This is a genomic window from Nitrosovibrio sp. Nv4, assembly GCF_900215485.1.
Classification (GTDB): domain Bacteria; phylum Pseudomonadota; class Gammaproteobacteria; order Burkholderiales; family Nitrosomonadaceae; genus Nitrosospira.
Window position 1 is genome coordinate 155721 of sequence record NZ_OCMZ01000001.1, and the last position, 16603, is coordinate 172323.

General features: G+C 52.5%; 13 protein-coding genes. 10 read left to right on the forward strand and 3 right to left on the reverse strand.

What is annotated here, in order from left to right:
* The first annotated feature begins 560 nt into the window (after positions 1-560).
* From CRO05_RS00690 to CRO05_RS00700, 3 genes are all read left to right on the forward strand, one after another.
* Positions 561-974 (forward strand): response regulator, encoded by a 414-nt coding sequence (locus tag CRO05_RS00690; RefSeq protein ID WP_097065388.1) that lies wholly within the window; start codon positions 561-563, stop codon positions 972-974.
* A gap of 155 nt (positions 975-1129) precedes the next feature.
* Positions 1130-1369: a hypothetical protein gene (locus CRO05_RS00695; RefSeq protein ID WP_097065389.1), complete on the forward strand. Its 240-nt coding sequence runs from the start codon at positions 1130-1132 to the stop codon at positions 1367-1369.
* Positions 1370-2203: 834 nt separating this feature from the next.
* On the forward strand, positions 2204-2479 hold the full coding sequence (locus tag CRO05_RS00700; protein ID WP_097065390.1) for a hypothetical protein: 276 nt from the start codon (positions 2204-2206) through the stop codon (positions 2477-2479).
* A 167-nt stretch (positions 2480-2646) separates the two neighbouring features.
* Here the strand turns inward: CRO05_RS00700 and CRO05_RS00705 are convergent, their stop codons facing one another.
* Complete coding sequence (locus CRO05_RS00705; RefSeq protein ID WP_097065391.1) at positions 2647-3684, reverse strand: DUF2278 family protein; 1038 nt, start codon at positions 3682-3684, stop codon at positions 2647-2649.
* Positions 3685-3835: 151 nt separating this feature from the next.
* Positions 3836-5131, reverse strand: coding sequence for a TIGR03790 family protein (locus CRO05_RS00710; RefSeq protein WP_097065392.1), 1296 nt, complete (start codon positions 5129-5131; stop codon positions 3836-3838).
* Between the two features lie 145 nt (positions 5132-5276).
* Here CRO05_RS00710 and CRO05_RS00715 point away from each other — a divergent pair, with 145 nt between their 5' ends.
* A complete protein-coding gene (locus CRO05_RS00715; protein WP_097065393.1) occupies positions 5277-6431 on the forward strand; it encodes a rhomboid family intramembrane serine protease in 1155 nt (384 codons plus the stop codon).
* 262 nt (positions 6432-6693) lie between these two features.
* Here CRO05_RS00715 and CRO05_RS00720 read toward each other — a convergent pair whose 3' ends face one another.
* Complete coding sequence (locus tag CRO05_RS00720; protein ID WP_097065394.1) at positions 6694-7119, reverse strand: VOC family protein; 426 nt, start codon at positions 7117-7119, stop codon at positions 6694-6696.
* Positions 7120-7596: 477 nt separating this feature from the next.
* Between CRO05_RS00720 and CRO05_RS00725 the strand changes: the two genes are divergently transcribed.
* The 6 genes from CRO05_RS00725 to CRO05_RS00750 all read left to right on the forward strand — a co-directional run bounded on the left by CRO05_RS00725 (position 7597) and on the right by CRO05_RS00750 (position 16469).
* Entirely contained in the window at positions 7597-10458 is a 2862-nt protein-coding gene (locus CRO05_RS00725) for a ribonucleoside-diphosphate reductase subunit alpha (RefSeq protein ID WP_097065395.1), read from the forward strand.
* Positions 10459-10492: 34 nt separating this feature from the next.
* Complete coding sequence (locus tag CRO05_RS00730; protein ID WP_097065396.1) at positions 10493-11659, forward strand: ribonucleotide-diphosphate reductase subunit beta; 1167 nt, start codon at positions 10493-10495, stop codon at positions 11657-11659.
* Positions 11660-12048: 389 nt separating this feature from the next.
* A complete protein-coding gene (locus CRO05_RS15400) occupies positions 12049-12681 on the forward strand; it encodes a histone (RefSeq protein ID WP_159462680.1) in 633 nt (210 codons plus the stop codon).
* Between the two features lie 337 nt (positions 12682-13018).
* Entirely contained in the window at positions 13019-13297 is a 279-nt protein-coding gene (locus CRO05_RS00740) for a hypothetical protein (protein ID WP_097065397.1), read from the forward strand.
* Positions 13298-13588: 291 nt separating this feature from the next.
* Positions 13589-14977: a class II fumarate hydratase gene (gene fumC, locus CRO05_RS00745; protein WP_097065398.1), complete on the forward strand. Its 1389-nt coding sequence runs from the start codon at positions 13589-13591 to the stop codon at positions 14975-14977.
* A gap of 256 nt (positions 14978-15233) precedes the next feature.
* Entirely contained in the window at positions 15234-16469 is a 1236-nt protein-coding gene (locus tag CRO05_RS00750; protein ID WP_097065399.1) for a patatin-like phospholipase family protein, read from the forward strand.
* Positions 16470-16603 lie beyond the last annotated feature (134 nt).

Genomic DNA, 16603 nt, shown 5'->3' on the forward strand with positions numbered 1-16603 from the left:
AGAGACAAGGGCAAGCTCGCCTTTGAAAAAGAAAAGGGTTCGTAACACTGGGAAGGTGCGACGAACCCAAAAATTAAAGGAAAGGTAATACGTTAAAACAACCGCACGACTACAACTTACGACAACAGATAAAAAACAAGTTACAGCTACTCTGATTACACCATCACAACTTCAAGGAGAAGTTGTCAGCAGGATAAGCGATTTTTACCGATTCGGGAATGCGACAAATTGTCGCGCGACAATTTGTCGCAGGGGCATTTCCCATCGGCACCTGCTCCTCGTATTGAATTCTGCGAGGCAAACACACACCAGCTTTGGCCTTTACACGTTAAACGCTCCTGAATATCGGGCTAGATCCTTCGATGCCGGTTCCAAGCGCATCTTTCCGAGCCCATCTCATTGGAGGTGCTAGTTGAGGCCATTGCGGGTATGATAAACTTGCTTGTGGACCTGCCTGATTAGTAGAGACACAATTTCCTCGCCCCTCTTTCTCTTCTTTCCTCATTTCCTTTTCCTGGCGCTAAAGCTGCCCTCTTAACTAAGTAGCATGGGAAAACACCGTGAGGGTCACTAACAAACCAATTCTCCTCGTTGAAGACGACCAGGTGGACATGATGAGGGTTACCCGTGCCCTCAAGGAAATTCACGTGACAAATCAAATCATGCACCTGGAAAACGGCGAGGAGGCGCTAAATTACCTGCGGGATGAGAACAGCGACAAGCCCTGTCTCATTTTGCTGGATTTGAACATGCCCATCATGAACGGCATCGAATTCCTGCGGGCAGTGAAAAAGGACGAGAGGCGCAGGGGTATTCCGGTAGTGGTGCTGACCGCCTCCGATGATCAGCAGGACAAGCTAAACAGTTTCAACCTCGGCGTGGCCGGGTATGTAGCGAAGCCGGCCAACTACCGCCAATTGGTGGAAGTCATACGTTCTATTGACACCTATTGGACTATAAGCGCGATGCCGTAATCAGGAGCGATTCGACTTGAACCTCGTTGACCTCAGCAGCAGGACAGTAAACGAGCTTGGTGCCCGAGCTTGGTGCCCGAGCTTGCTGCCTTAGGGCGACAGAAATCCGGTAAAATAAATGCGAGGTGGAGTATAACCGACCTAAGGACATACCAATGATTAGAGCAAGCTGGCTTTTGCCAGGAATATTTGTGTTGGCCTGCGAGCGGGAAGTGCCGCAGGTTGACGATCCACACAACATCGTAGTCAACGGCAAAGAGATGAGCCAGGCTGCTTTCCTCGACAAATATTGTATCAGGAAAGAAAATCATCCGACTTGCTCCGAAGTATTGAACGCAGCAACTCAGAATATGATAGATAGGGTCCGCAATCCTAATGAGGGGCGAATGAATTAGAGTAATTGAGAAGAATGGAGTCCCATTGGCTGGCATGTCTCTCTTTGCGGGAGCTCATAACGAAGAATATTTCGATTCCAGACCGCAAATTTTCCGGGAAATAAAGGCTAGCACCTGAACACTTCTTTCTTGGCCAGAGGCGGCGCTTATAGTCCTACCTCAATCCGTCGCAGAATAAAAAAGAAAATAAGATAGCACCCTATGATAACTACAGCGGATAGGCTGAGGCCCAGCCAAAAGCCCAGACCCAAATGCGGGCGCCCTCGTCCGGCCCGCGAAATTTCTCCCTATCCGCCCCGCCACGCCAGCCGCTATGCGGTTCGCACTGCCTGTCATGGCCCTCTGATCCGAAATCTTTGCTTGCGGCCGCAGTTCGCTTGAATTCCAATCCCTGACGGCCCGGGGCCTACTTATCCTACATGAATCCCCACAAGCCCCCAGTCCTCTGCGAGGGGAACTTGTGGGGGATAAACATTTCATGCGGGGACAGGTTCATCGGCCCTGCATTTAGCCCGTCATCCAACCAACCAATTCCCAACCCTTGCCCGTGAGGGCAAGGACATTCCCCCACTCGCTTCGCCCCTAGGGCGAAGCGAGGAGAAGGCACACCGTTACATCATGGACTTGGTAGAGAGGAAGCGCGAGCAACAGGCGGCCTGACGTGAATGGTTAGCCAGGTGGCAGAGGAAGCCACCTCAGGTGTACTTCAGTCCAATATGTCGCCATCCCAAGATGCCGTAATATTAAATGGTGAAAGGTAAACAATCGCGTACGGTGCTTGATGTAAGTGTCTGCCCGTATCTCTCTATGCGTAATTGCCGGTTATTGTGAGCCATGAAAAAAGATACCGAAGCACAACGACGTCACAAAATTTATCTTCGCACCAAGAACGCTCTTCGCGACCAGCATCAGGATGACTATGCGCTGATGCTTGAACGCCATGCACAGGAGCTTGATACCCTGTGGGCGAATTATAATCTTGCTGTAAAAAAGCTGGCCAGCGATCATAACAAGAAGACTGCCAAAGCCAGGACCATCAAATCCACTTCCGTGCGGATAAGGAAAAAAGGGATGTTAAGCGTCGAGTCGGAGGAGAAAGTTATTCATTAAATATTACTTTTCCTCGATCATATTTCTTGCCATAGGTAATCTACCGATTTTCTGACGGCCGATCGGGCGGTGTTCTGCGGAGTTCCACTTCCTCAGTGCTCCCGGCAGAAGGAAATTCAGCTACCGCGTCCATGCATTTCCCCCATGCGCCAGGGGGGCAGAAATTGCTAAAAAACGATGGGCCAACCGGGCTGGTTCGCCTGCTGCTTGGTGTAAGACACCCCATGCACCTTCAATCCATTCTGATTCAGCAGCGTGATGATGCCCCCCTTGTTGGATAACGCGGTGGGGGGTTGCACGTCAATACGAAGCGTAGCGCCAGGGTCGAGTGTGCCGCTCAAAGGCATTTTCGCTTTCTGCTTGTCGGCCAAATGCCAGTCCGCCAGCGAAATGACCCGATCACTGGCGTTGAGTATTTGAACCCATTCCTTTTCGGGGGATTCCTTCGAATTGACCAAAGCCGCAATAATGCGAACCAGCCCATCAGGCAGCGATTCAGTCGGCTGCGGCACAATCGGGTCGGGGTTCAGTGGTCCGCGCTCCTCGCCCATGCTCAGTGTGTGTCCGGTCACATCATGGGTGTGCCAGCTTTGTGACTGGAATTTCAGAAAAACGGCCGTCCACTGTTGCTGAAGGGGAAAATGGAAGAGCACGCCGCCATCCTGCCATACCCCGTCATCCGCAATAAATCTGCCCACATTGCCTTGATTCATATGGATGTCGTGAATGCCGTTACCGGGTAAAAAACCGAAGTACTTATCCGCTTTATTGTTCTCCGGTCCCCACCGTTCACCGAAGGCATACACCAGCGCCTCTTCATCGGCCATCGCCCGCTGGACGATCTGATCGAGTTTTTCGTTCAGGTCGTTATCAGGTCCGGGCAGATCATGCGGAAGAGGAGTCATCAGTGCGGGCTGCACCAGATTGCCACGAATCAGGTCGAGTGCACCCGAAACGGGGTTTGGCGCAAGCCGGTTAAAACCGCTGGGCAGGACGGATACCACGTCGGTAAGCGGATGGATGAAGTGGGATTTGATGTGGTACATCAACTCGGATGGCGCTAGTTGAGATTTCACGTTGATCGCTATTCGATACTGCGTGCCAACCTCATCCACGATATGGATCTGGTAGTGGGGTGAAGATCCCGAACCCAGGCGGCGGGCAATGGCCCTGCCTTTCAAAACACCATAACTATTCAGCGCCATGCTGGCCTCCCAAGACTATTGCTCCCGACGATGCTCAAATTAAGAATAGCGTCGAATACGATATTCCGCACGAAATTATTCTTTCGCGGCATACCCTGCCGACTGAAAGATGCACCAAGAAGCGCGTCCGCGTAATGCACCATTTTGCCTGTCACCACCGCAATCTGAGGTAGCCCTGTGTTTCAGCGAACTTGAAACGTACAGTATTGGGGCCGCGGCGCAGCCGCGATTGCTGAGCAAGAGGCTTGTACGGCCCGGCAGCTGAACGGGATTGCTCGAACCGGAGCGGTCCGTCGCGTGGCGAGAAGACATGCAGTTCGAATTGGCCGTCACGAATTCTCCTCAAATCCGGGGCAAATGGCTGGGCCAGCGGTTCACCCACGAATACGCCCTCCCCCGGCCATGCTACACTCTTCCAGTAAGCCTCGATCGCGCTTGCGCCAAGCGCGTAGTGAAACATGGCAATAGCGGGAAACGGGAACTTCTGCATGTGATTGCAGGGCTCCACTACGGTGCCGTAACTTGCCGTGGCGCCTGCCTCCAGCCAGCGAAGACTGCTCATCTGGCTGGAATCGGTGAGCTGGCCGCCCGCCGAGGTTAAATGATCAGCCAGCGCTCCGGGTAGAAAATCCAGTGTGTCGAGCTGCGGGACACGCGACAGCCCGGTAAAATAAAAAAGGACATCATCGCGATCCGAAATTGCTTCAGTTTCGAGAATTTCGATGGGGAAAACGCCGGCCAGCTCTTTTGCGGTCAGCTCGAAATAGTTTGCCCGCACATTGCGCGCCGTGTCGGGCGTGATCATCAGATAGGCACGTCCGTCCGGAAAACTGTGGTCGGCAGCGACACCTCGATCAATAAGCGCTTTGACCTGCTCGAAGTCGGTTCCGGCCAGCATCATTGCGGGCCGTAGGTTATGGTCGCTGACAGGATCAAGGCTGGGAGAGTTGAAATATCGGCTGGATTGCGTCGGGCCGCAGCTGGCGGAGCAATAGTTCTCGTCAAAACCAAAAGCCAACGCGGAGGTTAGCGACATGCAATCCACCCGGTAAGGAAGCGTCCAGGCCACGGCGTACGCTTGAACATGAGCAGGCGTCTTCCGGTCAATCTCGGCCTTAAGCTGTTTAAACTCATCCCTTGGCAGCGTGTTGCGGGAGGAGGGGAACTGCAGGTGTATCATATTGCCGGCGGGAATATGGCGCACCTTCTGGTAATAACGGCCGATTTGCCGTGACAGCGGATCGTTGTCGTTGACAATGACGGCGATATCATCGGACTTAAGTCCTGTACGCGGCAACTGGATGCGTGCTTGGGCATCGGCCCGCAACGGCACAAATACCAGAATGACCAGTAACGCGATGGCCGACGAGACGAGAAGTTTTATCGCGGAAAAGGGGCTTTTGCAACCAACGCCGCATGGCGCCGTCTGATCATTTACAACCGTCATGCGCGTGACTCCATGCCAGATTGAAAGCACCCACGAAGCCGATGCCTGCAAATCCCGATTAGAGAGGTTTTCTTATCCCTTATCGCATAAGCAGATTTCATCCTCATGCATGATAATGACTCCAGGAGACCGAGTCCACCATCCCATGCTGTCCCTCCATGATCTTCTTCACCAGCGCATTCCGGGCGTGCCGGTTACTAAACTGCTGGTAGCCGTCAATCTGCTGGTCTTCGCTGCCATGCTCGCCGGCGGCGCGGGCCTGTGGCACTCGTCCAATAGCGTGCAATTGGCCTGGGGCGCTAATTTTGGACCTGCTACGCAGGACGGAGAATGGTGGCGCCTGGGTAGCGCGATGTTCCTCCACTTCGGCGCTGTCCATCTGACATTAAATCTTTGGGCATTGTGGGATGCCGGCCAACTGGTTGAACGAATGTATGGCCATGGCCGCTTTACCTGCATTTATTTCGCCAGCGGCCTGGCGGGTAACCTGCTATCGCTCGTTGCGCATGAAGGATTAGCTATTTCCGGCGGCGCGTCAGGCGCCATTTTTGGCGTGTACGGCGCTCTGCTGGTATTTATGTGGCGCGAGCGCGGCAATCTTCATCCACGTGATTTCCGCTGGTTTTTCTGGGGAGCAGCAGGCTTTGCGGCTGCCAGTCTCATCCTCGGGCTTCTGATTACCGGTATCGACAACGCCGCGCACATCGGGGGTTTTGGGGCCGGGGTACTGAGTGGAACAATATTTGCGCGACCTGCCGATGTAACGGAGCCTCTATCCCGTCGATTCTTTCGTTCCCGCCCACTCGCGGGTGGCGTATTTGCGCTCGCGATAGCCATCCTGATCAATCAGATTCCCGACCGTCCTTACAGGTGGAGTGAAGAGGTGTTGGCACGTAAGGAGATTGGGGAATTTTTGCGCGACGATGCTGCGATCACCCGAACATGGCAGAACATACTTGACGAAGGCAAGCGAGGCGGAATCTCATTCAATGAACTGGCAGGACGCATCGATTCAGCCGTTGTGGATCGTTATGAAGAAAGCTTTGAACAGCTTTCCCAACTCCCGCCCAATCCCGCCCTGCCTTCCGCCCCTACCGTGGAAATGCTGCGTGATTATGCCGAACGTCGAATGGACGCCTCCCGCGCTTTGGCGGAAGGGCTACGTGCGCAAAAGCCCGAGCAGATTCGCGATGCGCTCGAAATGGCGCAGCAGTCGAGACAGATGACTCAGCCTGGTAGAGGGGAAGCTGGCAAGCCAAGCCAGGAAACTCCCGCTGACCAACGCAAACCTGTTCGATAAAAGGGCTGAGCTTATTCCCAGTTTTCCCAGCTCCCCGTCGCAGGCCAGGCAACTACAATAGTCCACGGCAAGGCGTAGAAACTATCAAGTCCTCTATCAGAAGAACCTGATCCGCTATCTCTTCATGTAGTTATATGTAGCGATGGCAATGAAGAAGAACGCCGCTTTCTTTTGCTTCCCGCCCGGGGTTGGTCCGCTTGAGGCACCGGAGGCATGGGATATAGCGCGCTATCGTTGCATGCGACCGGTTATTTGCCTTGCGTCACTGCTTTTTGCCGTGGTTTACCTGATGTATTGCATCGGGCTCCATGAAGAGGACTTCCCATATGTGACCATCCAGGTCCTGAAATCCATGCCCATACATGAAACCATGATCCTGTGGCTGATTATAGGTTGTTCCACCGGCGGCGACGGCCTTGTGAACCATTTCATCGACTTTCTCACGACTCTCGGAAGATAAGCATATAAGCACTTCTGTGCTTTTTGTTGCGTCACAAATTTCCTTGGGAGTAAAAGTCTTGAACTTGTCCTCGGTCAATAGCATGACAAATATATCTTCGGCAACAATCATGCAAGTGGCGGTCTCGTCCGTAAATTGGGGATTGAACGTGAAGCCGAGTTTAGTAAAAAACTCCACGGACTGATTTAGATTTTTAACGGGGAGATTCACGAAAATTTTGGTAGTCATTTTCCCTCCATGTGAAAGTCGATTGAACGCAAAGCGTCAGCAAACCCGTGCTGACAGTTATCCAACAACCCGCCAGCCTATGACTATTGAAGAATGCAGCCTGATCCAGTCCACGACAGGTATTTCACCCATTGATGGTCAACATAGGCCTGTCAATTTCGTCATAGTAGTACAGATGAACGGGATTTGGATGCCTATGGATACATTATGGAAGCCTTAGCGCTTATTTAATATCAACCCAGTGGCGGCATTCTTCGGGATTTATTCATCGATTCCGTGACTCAAATACAATCGGACAGAAAAAATTTTGACACATATTTTAAAATATAGCACTATGGACTCAGCGCACTAGTAGTAGTAAAATAGACCGAAGTTTAATACTATATATAGTGGTTTCACGATATCCACACGATATCCAAACATCCAGCTTCAACCCCAGGGAAAGCAGATTTCCGATATAGATGAGGAGAATCCGACATGCAGCTTGCAACAGATCAGACTAATCGCCCGGCAGTATCCGGTCACGAGTTTTCTTCAGCCCCTTCCACCCCGGATTCGCGCTATTCCCAATACAAGATCATTCGCCGTAATGGCTCCGTGGTCGCGTTCGAGCCGGCCAAGATTTCCATTGCCATGACAAAAGCATTCATTGCCGTCAATGGCGGCCAGGGCGTGGCTTCGGCGAGGGTGCGCGAAGTGGTGGCACGACTGACCGATGACGTGGTGAACGCATTGATCCGGCGCCAGCCTTCCGGCGGGACTTTTCATATCGAGGATATCCAGGATCAAGTGGAACTCGCATTGATGCGTTCCGGAGAGCATGACGTGGCGCGGGCATACGTGCTTTACCGCGAGGATCGGGCGCGGAAGCGGGCGAAGCAGAAAGAAATGGGGGTGGTGGAAGCACCGACCAGCATTCTGAATGTGCTCGAAAATGGCCGGAAGACGCCGCTGGACACGGCGCGGCTGTTGACGCTGATCGAATCTTCCTGTGAGGGTTTGGGCGAAGTGGTGAACTCCACGCTGATACTCAAAGCCACGCTGAAGGACCTGTACGATGGGGTGCCGATGGAGGAGGTAAGGAAATCAGCTGTTTTATCGGCACGTGCATTGATTGAAAAAGAGCCGGCCTACAGCTATGTCACCGCGCGATTGCTGCTGCATACCATTCGTTTCGAGGTATTGGGCGAAGAAATCCTGCAACAGGAAATGGCAGAACGCTATGCGGAGTATTTTCCCGATTTCATCAAGCGTGGGATCGATGCAGAGTTGCTGGATGAACGCCTGGCGCAGTTCGATCTGCCGCGTTTGGCCAAAATCCTGGATGCCAGCCGCGACCTCAAATTTGGCTATCTGGGTCTGCAAACCTTGTATGACCGGTATTTCCTGCATGTGCAGGATCGCCGTATCGAGTTGCCGCAGGCATTCTTCATGCGCGTGGCGATGGGGCTTTCGCTCAACGAAATTGACCGGGAAGCGCGGGCCATCGAGTTCTACCACGTGCTGTCAAATTTCGATTTCATGAGTTCCACTCCAACCTTGTTTAATTCCGGCACACGCCGCTCGCAGCTGTCTTCCTGTTATCTCACTACTGTTCCGGATAACCTTGATGGCATTTACGAGGCTATCAAGGAAAATGCGCTGCTCGCCAAGTATGCAGGGGGACTCGGCAATGACTGGACGCCGGTTCGAGCGATGGGCTCGCGCATCAAGGGCACCAACGGCAAGTCGCAAGGCGTGGTTCCTTTTCTCAAGGTAGTGTCCGATACCGCAGTGGCAGTCAATCAGGGCGGCAAGCGCAAAGGTGCGGTTTGCGCCTATCTGGAATCATGGCATCTGGATATCGAGGAATTTCTGGAACTGCGTAAAAACACTGGCGATGACCGCCGCCGTACCCATGACATGAATACGGCTACCTGGATTCCCGATCTGTTCATGAAACGCGTAATGGACGGGAGTGAATGGACGCTTTTTTCACCCTCCGACGTGCCCGACCTGCATGACAAGTTTGGCAAACAGTTTGAGGAGGCCTATCTTGCCTATGAGGAAAAAACCACGCGCGGCGAACTGAACCTGTACAAGAAAATTCCGGCGCAACAGTTATGGCGGAAAATGCTCAGCATGCTTTTTGAAACCGGGCACCCATGGATCACTTTCAAGGACGCCTGCAATGTCCGTTCGCCGCAAAACCATGTTGGCATAGTGCATAGCTCCAATCTCTGTACCGAGATAACCCTGAATACCAATGACCACGAAATCGCCGTGTGCAATCTGGGCTCGGTCAACCTGGCGGCCCATATCCATGAGGGGGAGCTTGACGCCGGCAAGCTCAGGCGTACTGTCAGCACCGCCATGCGCATGCTGGACAATGTGGTCGACATTAATTTCTACGCCGTCGCCAAAGCACGCAATTCAAACCTCAAACATCGTCCGGTGGGGCTCGGTATCATGGGCTTCCAGGATTGCCTGCATATGCTGCGCATCCCCTACGCTTCAAAAGAGGCTGTGGAATTTGCCGATCATGCAATGGAAGCAGTCGCATACCAGGCTTATTGGGCTTCCACCGAAATGGCCGAAGAGCGCGGCCGTTACGCTTCCTATCGCGGCAGTCTGTGGGATCGCGGGATTCTGCCTCAGGATACGCTCGATCTGTTGCGTGAAGAGCGCGGGGGATATGTCGAGGTAGATATGTCGGCTACGCTGGATTGGGATGCCTTGCGCGAGCGCATCAGAACGCACGGCATGCGTAATTCCAACTGTCTGGCGATTGCGCCGACCGCGACCATTTCCAACATCATCGGGGTATCGGCCAGCATCGAACCCACCTTTCAGAATCTTTACGTCAAATCCAATTTATCCGGAGAGTTCACCATGGCGGGCGAATACCTGGTAAACGACTTGAAAAAACTGGGACTCTGGGACGAGGTAATGATTTCTGATCTCAAGTATTTCGACGGCGCTCTGGGGAAGATAGATCGGGTGCCGGCCGACATTCGCAGACTTTACGCCACCGCCTTCGAGGTGGAACCGCAGTGGTTGATCGAAGCGGCGTCGCGACGGCAGAAGTGGATCGATCAGGCGCAGTCATTGAACATCTATATGTCGGGCGTCTCAGGGAAAAAACTGGATGAGGCCTATAAACTGGCCTGGCTGCGTGGCTTGAAAACTACTTATTACCTGCGCTCGCTGGGTGCAACTTCGGCGGAAAAATCCACGGTCGAAGCTGGCGCATTAAACGCCGTGTCCGCGGAGGGCAACATAGTTTCTATCGGGGCGACGCCAGCAACCGACGTGAAATATTGTTCCATCGATGATCCCGAGTGCGAGTCGTGCCAATAATTTGCAAAAGATCGAAAAGTAAAAGGAGAAGGACATGTTGACATTTGAGGACGAAACAGTGCAATCGGAAACACCACGGATGAATGGGGCGGCGTCAAGGCTGAGCCCGGAAGTCCTTGGTCCGGCGACCATGACTAGAGCTGAAGCGGAGAACAGCGACGAGCATGATACCGCCGATAGGAACCGGCGCATATCGGTGGAAGACAAGCGCATCATAAATTGCAAAGCTGATGTCAACCAGCTGGTGCCATTCAAGTACAAGTGGGCATGGGAAAAATATCTCTCTGCCTGTGCAAACCATTGGATGCCACAGGAAATCAACATGAGCCGCGACATCGCTTTGTGGAGAGACCCCAATGGGCTTACAGAGGATGAGCGCCGCCTGGTCAAACGTAATCTGGGCTTTTTTGTCACCGCTGACTCGCTGGCGGCCAATAATATCGTGCTCGGCACCTACCGCCATATCACCAATCCGGAATGCCGGCAGTATTTGTTGCGTCAGGCATTCGAAGAGGCGATTCATACGCATGCTTATCAGTATATCGTCGAGTCGCTTGGACTGGACGAAGGAGAGATTTTCAACGCCTATCATGAAGTGGCGTCAATCCGGGAAAAGGACGAGTTCCTGATTCCGTTCATTGATACACTTACCGATCCTGCATTCAAGACAGGTACGCCTGAAGCCGATCAGAAGCTGCTGAGAAGCCTGATCGTGTTCGCGTGCATCATGGAAGGCATGTTCTTTTATGTGGGCTTTATACAAATCCTGGCGCTCGGAAGGCAGAATAAAATGATGGGCGCAGCGGAGCAGTATCAGTACATTCTGCGGGACGAGTCCATGCACTGCAACTTCGGCATAGATGTCGTCAATCAGATCAAGATGGAAAATCCGCATTTATGGACCAAGGCGTTCCGCGACGAAATCAGTGCGCTGATGCAGAAAGCCGTGGAACTGGAATATCGCTATGCGGAGGATACGTTGCCGCGCGGCGTTCTTGGATTGAATGCGCCGATGTTCAAGGAATACCTGCGTTATATCGCAAATCGCCGCTGCCAGCAGATAGGCCTGGACATCCTCTATCCTGGAGCCACCAACCCTTTTCCATGGATGTCTGAAATGGTTGATCTGAAAAAAGAAAAAAACTTTTTTGAAACCCGGGTTACCGAGTATCAAACTGGCGGTGTGCTAAGCTGGGATTAACAAATCGGCGGGCTGAACTTCAACCCGGCCGATAGTGCAGAAAGCGACGCAAGCCCCTCTGAAAAAAACATGTCCGATTGTTTTGCCGTATATTGTTTTTCAGCGGAACGTGCCAAAATAGCACATGGTCAGGTTCTGTTGATTGATAATAACGAGCCTCATGGATAACAGGAGGGTACTGTCATGAATTCCGGATACGGGATTGTCATGCCCCTCAATGAATATAATGCAGCAGCCTGGAGAGCGTGCTGCATTAAACGAGCTACCGCCTGATTAGGGGCTAACAGCTCGCTATTTATCTACTGCCCCCATATTGTTTTTTATGTAGCGGTAAGTGTAGTAAACGTAGCAAGTTGTATATCCCGTGTAACTTTAATCTGGAGGTTGAAATGGCAACTACCAAGAAATCCGCGGCAGCGAAACCTGACGTGAAGAAATCCGCAGCTGTAAAAAAGCCCGCAGCCAGAAAAGAAGTTTCAACGAAAGAAGCGGCGGCTGGCCAGGACCCTGTTGAAAAAGAAACGGAGAAAAAGGCTGGGAGCAAAACCGTGGTTTCAGCCAAAAAACCCGTAACCAAAGCAAAAACTTCGACACCCGCTTCGGCAACAACTTCGGCAAAGGCTTCGAAAAAAACTTCGGCCAAGGAAGAAGCTCCAGCCAAAAACACGATAGTAAAGGAGCCAGCCGAGAAAAAAGGTGATAAGAAGGCGGAGAAGAAAGCAGAGAAGAAAGCGGGGAAGAAGGCTGATAAGAAGGTAGAGAAAAAAGCTGAGAAAAAGGCCACAAAGAAATCTGCCGCTTCGGATAAAAAATCAGCAGCAAAGAAAGAAACGGCGGCCAAGAAAACTGCTCCGGCTAAAAAAGCGGGCGCCGCAAAATCTGGAGTAAAAAAGGCTGCGGCTAAAACTACAGCTGAGAAAAAGACGAAGAAAACAGCAGAAAAAAAAACCGCAGCTAAACCCGCTTCAGCCAGCAGCCCGGCTGCCAGTTGGCCGTTTCCGCTTTCAGGATCGGGCTCTTGAGCTTGGTGGTTGATATTGCGGAACAGCCTATTACCTGAGAAGCTAAAAAGCTGATCCGCAGGTTTCATATATAAACACCGGTTTCTGTCAGGAAACCCAGAGATGTTTTTTTCCCATTAATATTCCGGTTACCCGCGCAAAACCCATAAACAGGGATTGTTTATCCATCTGCGCAGAGCGGTTGTTCCGGTCCTTCGCTTATTACCGTACGGCTGTATCGCCAATTCGCCAATAGCCAACCAACCTACCTGTACATGAATTATTTACGCTGGTAAAATTTTACGGACGAGATTAACATTAACGTTAATTCAACCTGTGAATCCTAGTGGAGGTAGTCATGGCTCATACGATTCCACCAACGTCACCCGATTACGACACCACGCGTATTGTCGAACGTCCCGATGGTTTTTATTGGCATGATGAAAAGGAGAGCGACAAGGTTTTCGGCCCCTTTCCCACCTTGCTCGAAGCCATCCAGGATATGGAATACAACGCTGAATCAGACTATGAACCAGGGGAAACCCTGGAACAGGCGGAGGAAGAAATCGGTGTATCCGGCTGGATTGATCCCGAAACCGGCCAGCCGGGTGAAGACTCGTTCCGGCTCGAGAACTGATCATCGCGCTTTTTCTCTCGCAGGCTTGAGTCGCGGTATACCGATCATTTGCGTGGGCTACCGAAGACCCGTAATAATCCTCTGGACAGCTAGCCAAGTTCTGCAGCAAACGCGAATTGCCTGCGATGGCGAAGGCCAGTCTTGGGGAGGCGTAGACAAGCCACCAAGACGTCAATCAGTTTTATAGAATTGTCTTCCGTTCCAGGGTACTGCTCGATTGGTAAAACTCCGCCTCCGCATTGATGCTTCTCCCCAGTGTTGCCTCATCCGTCTTTCTAGCCGAAAGTCTGTATGAATTACCGCGAAGAACGGGATACCATGGGTATGGTGCAGGTACCTGCTACCGCGCTATGGGGAGCGCAGACACAACGTTCCTTGCGGAATTTCAGAATTTCCGGGGAGCGGATGCCAGCCGCATTGCTCCACGCGCTTGCACTGGTGAAGCGTGCGTCGGCGAGGGTGAATTGCGATCTGGATCTGCTCCATGCCGATATCGCCACTGCCATCATTCAGGCTGCCGATGAGGTAATCTCCGGCTCTCATGATGGGGAATTTCCCTTGGTGGTGTGGCAGACGGGTTCGGGAACCCAGACCAATATGAACATGAACGAGGTGCTGGCGAACCGTGCTTCCGAATTGCTCGGCGGCAGGCGGGGAGCGGAATGCAAAATTCATCCCAACGACGACGTGAATCGAGGGCAATCGTCCAACGACGTTTTTCCTTCAGCGATGCACGTAGCAGCGGTACGATCCATTCATCATCAATTAATACCTGCCATTGTTACGCTGCGCAGAACGCTGTCCGCTAAAACAGAAGAATTTTCCAGTATCGTCAAAATCGGCCGTACCCATTTGCAGGATGCAACACCGCTGACGTTGGGGCAGGAATTCTCCGGTTATGTTTCCCAACTGGACCATGGCCTGGGGCATATAAAGGCATCGCTCCCGCATCTGTATGAACTGGCACTGGGCGGCACAGCCGTTGGTACAGGTCTGAATACCCATCCTGAATTTGGCGCACGCGCAGCAGCGGAATTGTCGAGGTCGACAGGTCTGCCGTTTGTCACGGCAGCAAATAAATTTGAAGCGCTGGCTGCGAATGACGCGCTGGTTCACGCCCATGGCGCGCTTAAAACGCTGGCGGTTTCTTTGATGAAAATTACAAATGATATCCGCTGGCTGGCCTCCGGGCCTCGCTGTGGAATCGGTGAATTGAAAATCCCGGAAAATGAACCGGGTAGTTCCATTATGCCCGGAAAAGTCAATCCGACCCAATCGGAGGCAATGGTCATGCTGTGCTGCCAGGTGATGGGTAATGACGTGGCTATCAACTTTGGCGGGTCGATGGGCAATTTTGAGCTCAACGTCATGAAGCCGCTTATCATCCACAATTTTCTGCAAAGCGTTCGCCTGCTTTCGGATGGAATAATGAGCTTCAACGATAATTGTGCCATCGGGATAACGGCGAATATCGAACACATTGATGAGCTGATGCGTAATTCGTTGATGCTGGTGACCGCCCTCGCTCCCTATATCGGCTATGACAAGGCAGCGGAAATTGCCAAGAAAGCGCACCGCGAAGGTGCAACACTGAAAGACGCAGCCGTTGCGTCTGGTTACGTTACCGCCGAGCAATTCGAAGTATGGGTAAGGCCGGAAAATATGACAGGAAGCAAATAAATAGAATCAGACTATCGTTTCTGGATTTCCGCTCTCATTACGGACGGGTCAGCGTCGGCACAAATCCGCAACGAAGGGTTGCCGGGGAATTGCAGGAGCGTCCTGGTGCTATCGAATGCTTGAAGCTGATCCGCAGACGGCTCATTTTCGGATCCTCTTGCAGCTCATGTGTCAACCAGGGGCCATGCCCCACAATGACCTTTTGCCCCACTTGACCTTTACCTTTCAGGGTTAGACGGGAGCGGAGTTGACCCTGTTGAATGAGTTTAAACAGCCGCTGCTGGCGCCCAAGGTTGGCCTCATATTGACCGGCGGCGGTGCACGCGCAGCCTATCAGGTGGGCGTGTTGCAGGCTATCGCCGACATGCTCCCAAAAAGGGCGCGTAATCCCTTTCCGGTCATTTGCGGCACCTCTGCCGGAGCACTTAATGCCGTCAGCCTCGCACTTTCGGCGCGTAATTTTCAGGAAGGTGTTCGGAAGCTGTCGGCAGTATGGGAAAATGCGCACGTCAACCAGGCCTATCGCTCCGATCCTGTTGGCGCGTATGGAAATGCGGCGCGGTGGTTGGCGTCGCTATTATTGGGGGGCCTGGGAAAGCATACTGTCGTTTCCCTCCTGGACAATTCGCCGCTTGCTCAACTACTGGAAGATAGTTTGCCGCTTCATGGCGTCCAGAGAAGTATCGAGGCAGGCGCTTTGCATGCCCTTGGCATCACCGCCTGGGGCTATACCTCCGGGCAGTCGGTTACGTTCTATCAGGGTGTGGACGATATCGCGCCATGGAAACGGGAGCGTCGTATCGGCATCGCGGCGCCGATCGGGATCGAGCACCTGCTCGCGTCCTCCGCTATCCCTCTTCTTTTTCCCGCGGTAAGAATCAATCGCGAATATTTTGGTGACGGTTCCATGCGCCAGCTTGCACCTATCAGCCCCGCACTGCATTTGGGCGCCGACCGGGTGCTGGTGATTGGAGTACGCAGGACCGCCGAAACGCAGCCCGACCGCGTGAAGGTCGACAGTTATCCTACACTGGCTCAGATAGGAGGCCATGTTATGGGCAGTATTTTTCTCGATAGTCTTGACGTCGATCTGGAACGTTTGCAACGCATCAACAAGACCATCCAGATGATCCCGGACGAGAGGAAAAAAAATAATGACATGACGCTACGCCAGATCGAATCGATGGTAATTTCTCCCAGCGTCGAAATCAACAAAATCGCTGCGCAGCATGCGCACACGCTACCGCGCACCATCAGGCTCTTTTATCGCGCCATCGGAGCGATGAGGCGGGACGGCTCGGCGCTTTTGAGCTATGTTCTGTTTGAAGAACCCTTCTGTCGCGCATTAATCGAACTGGGGTATCAAGATACAATGCCGCGCAGATCCGAGATTCTGCAGTTCATTTGCGCTAAGCAGCCTGTCGGACTTGAAGAATCGAAGCGAAAAAGTGACTGGGTGAGGACAGATTTTGAGGATTTTGAAGGCCAATAGTTATTCTATTGGCCAAAAAAGCGGCGAAATATGGACCAGCCAGACGCTTTTGCAGCTGATTTCCTTTAAGTCCGACAGGCTGCTAAGGCAAGAGAGTGAGGTGGACGCTGGTATAATCCCGAGAGCGATCCAGC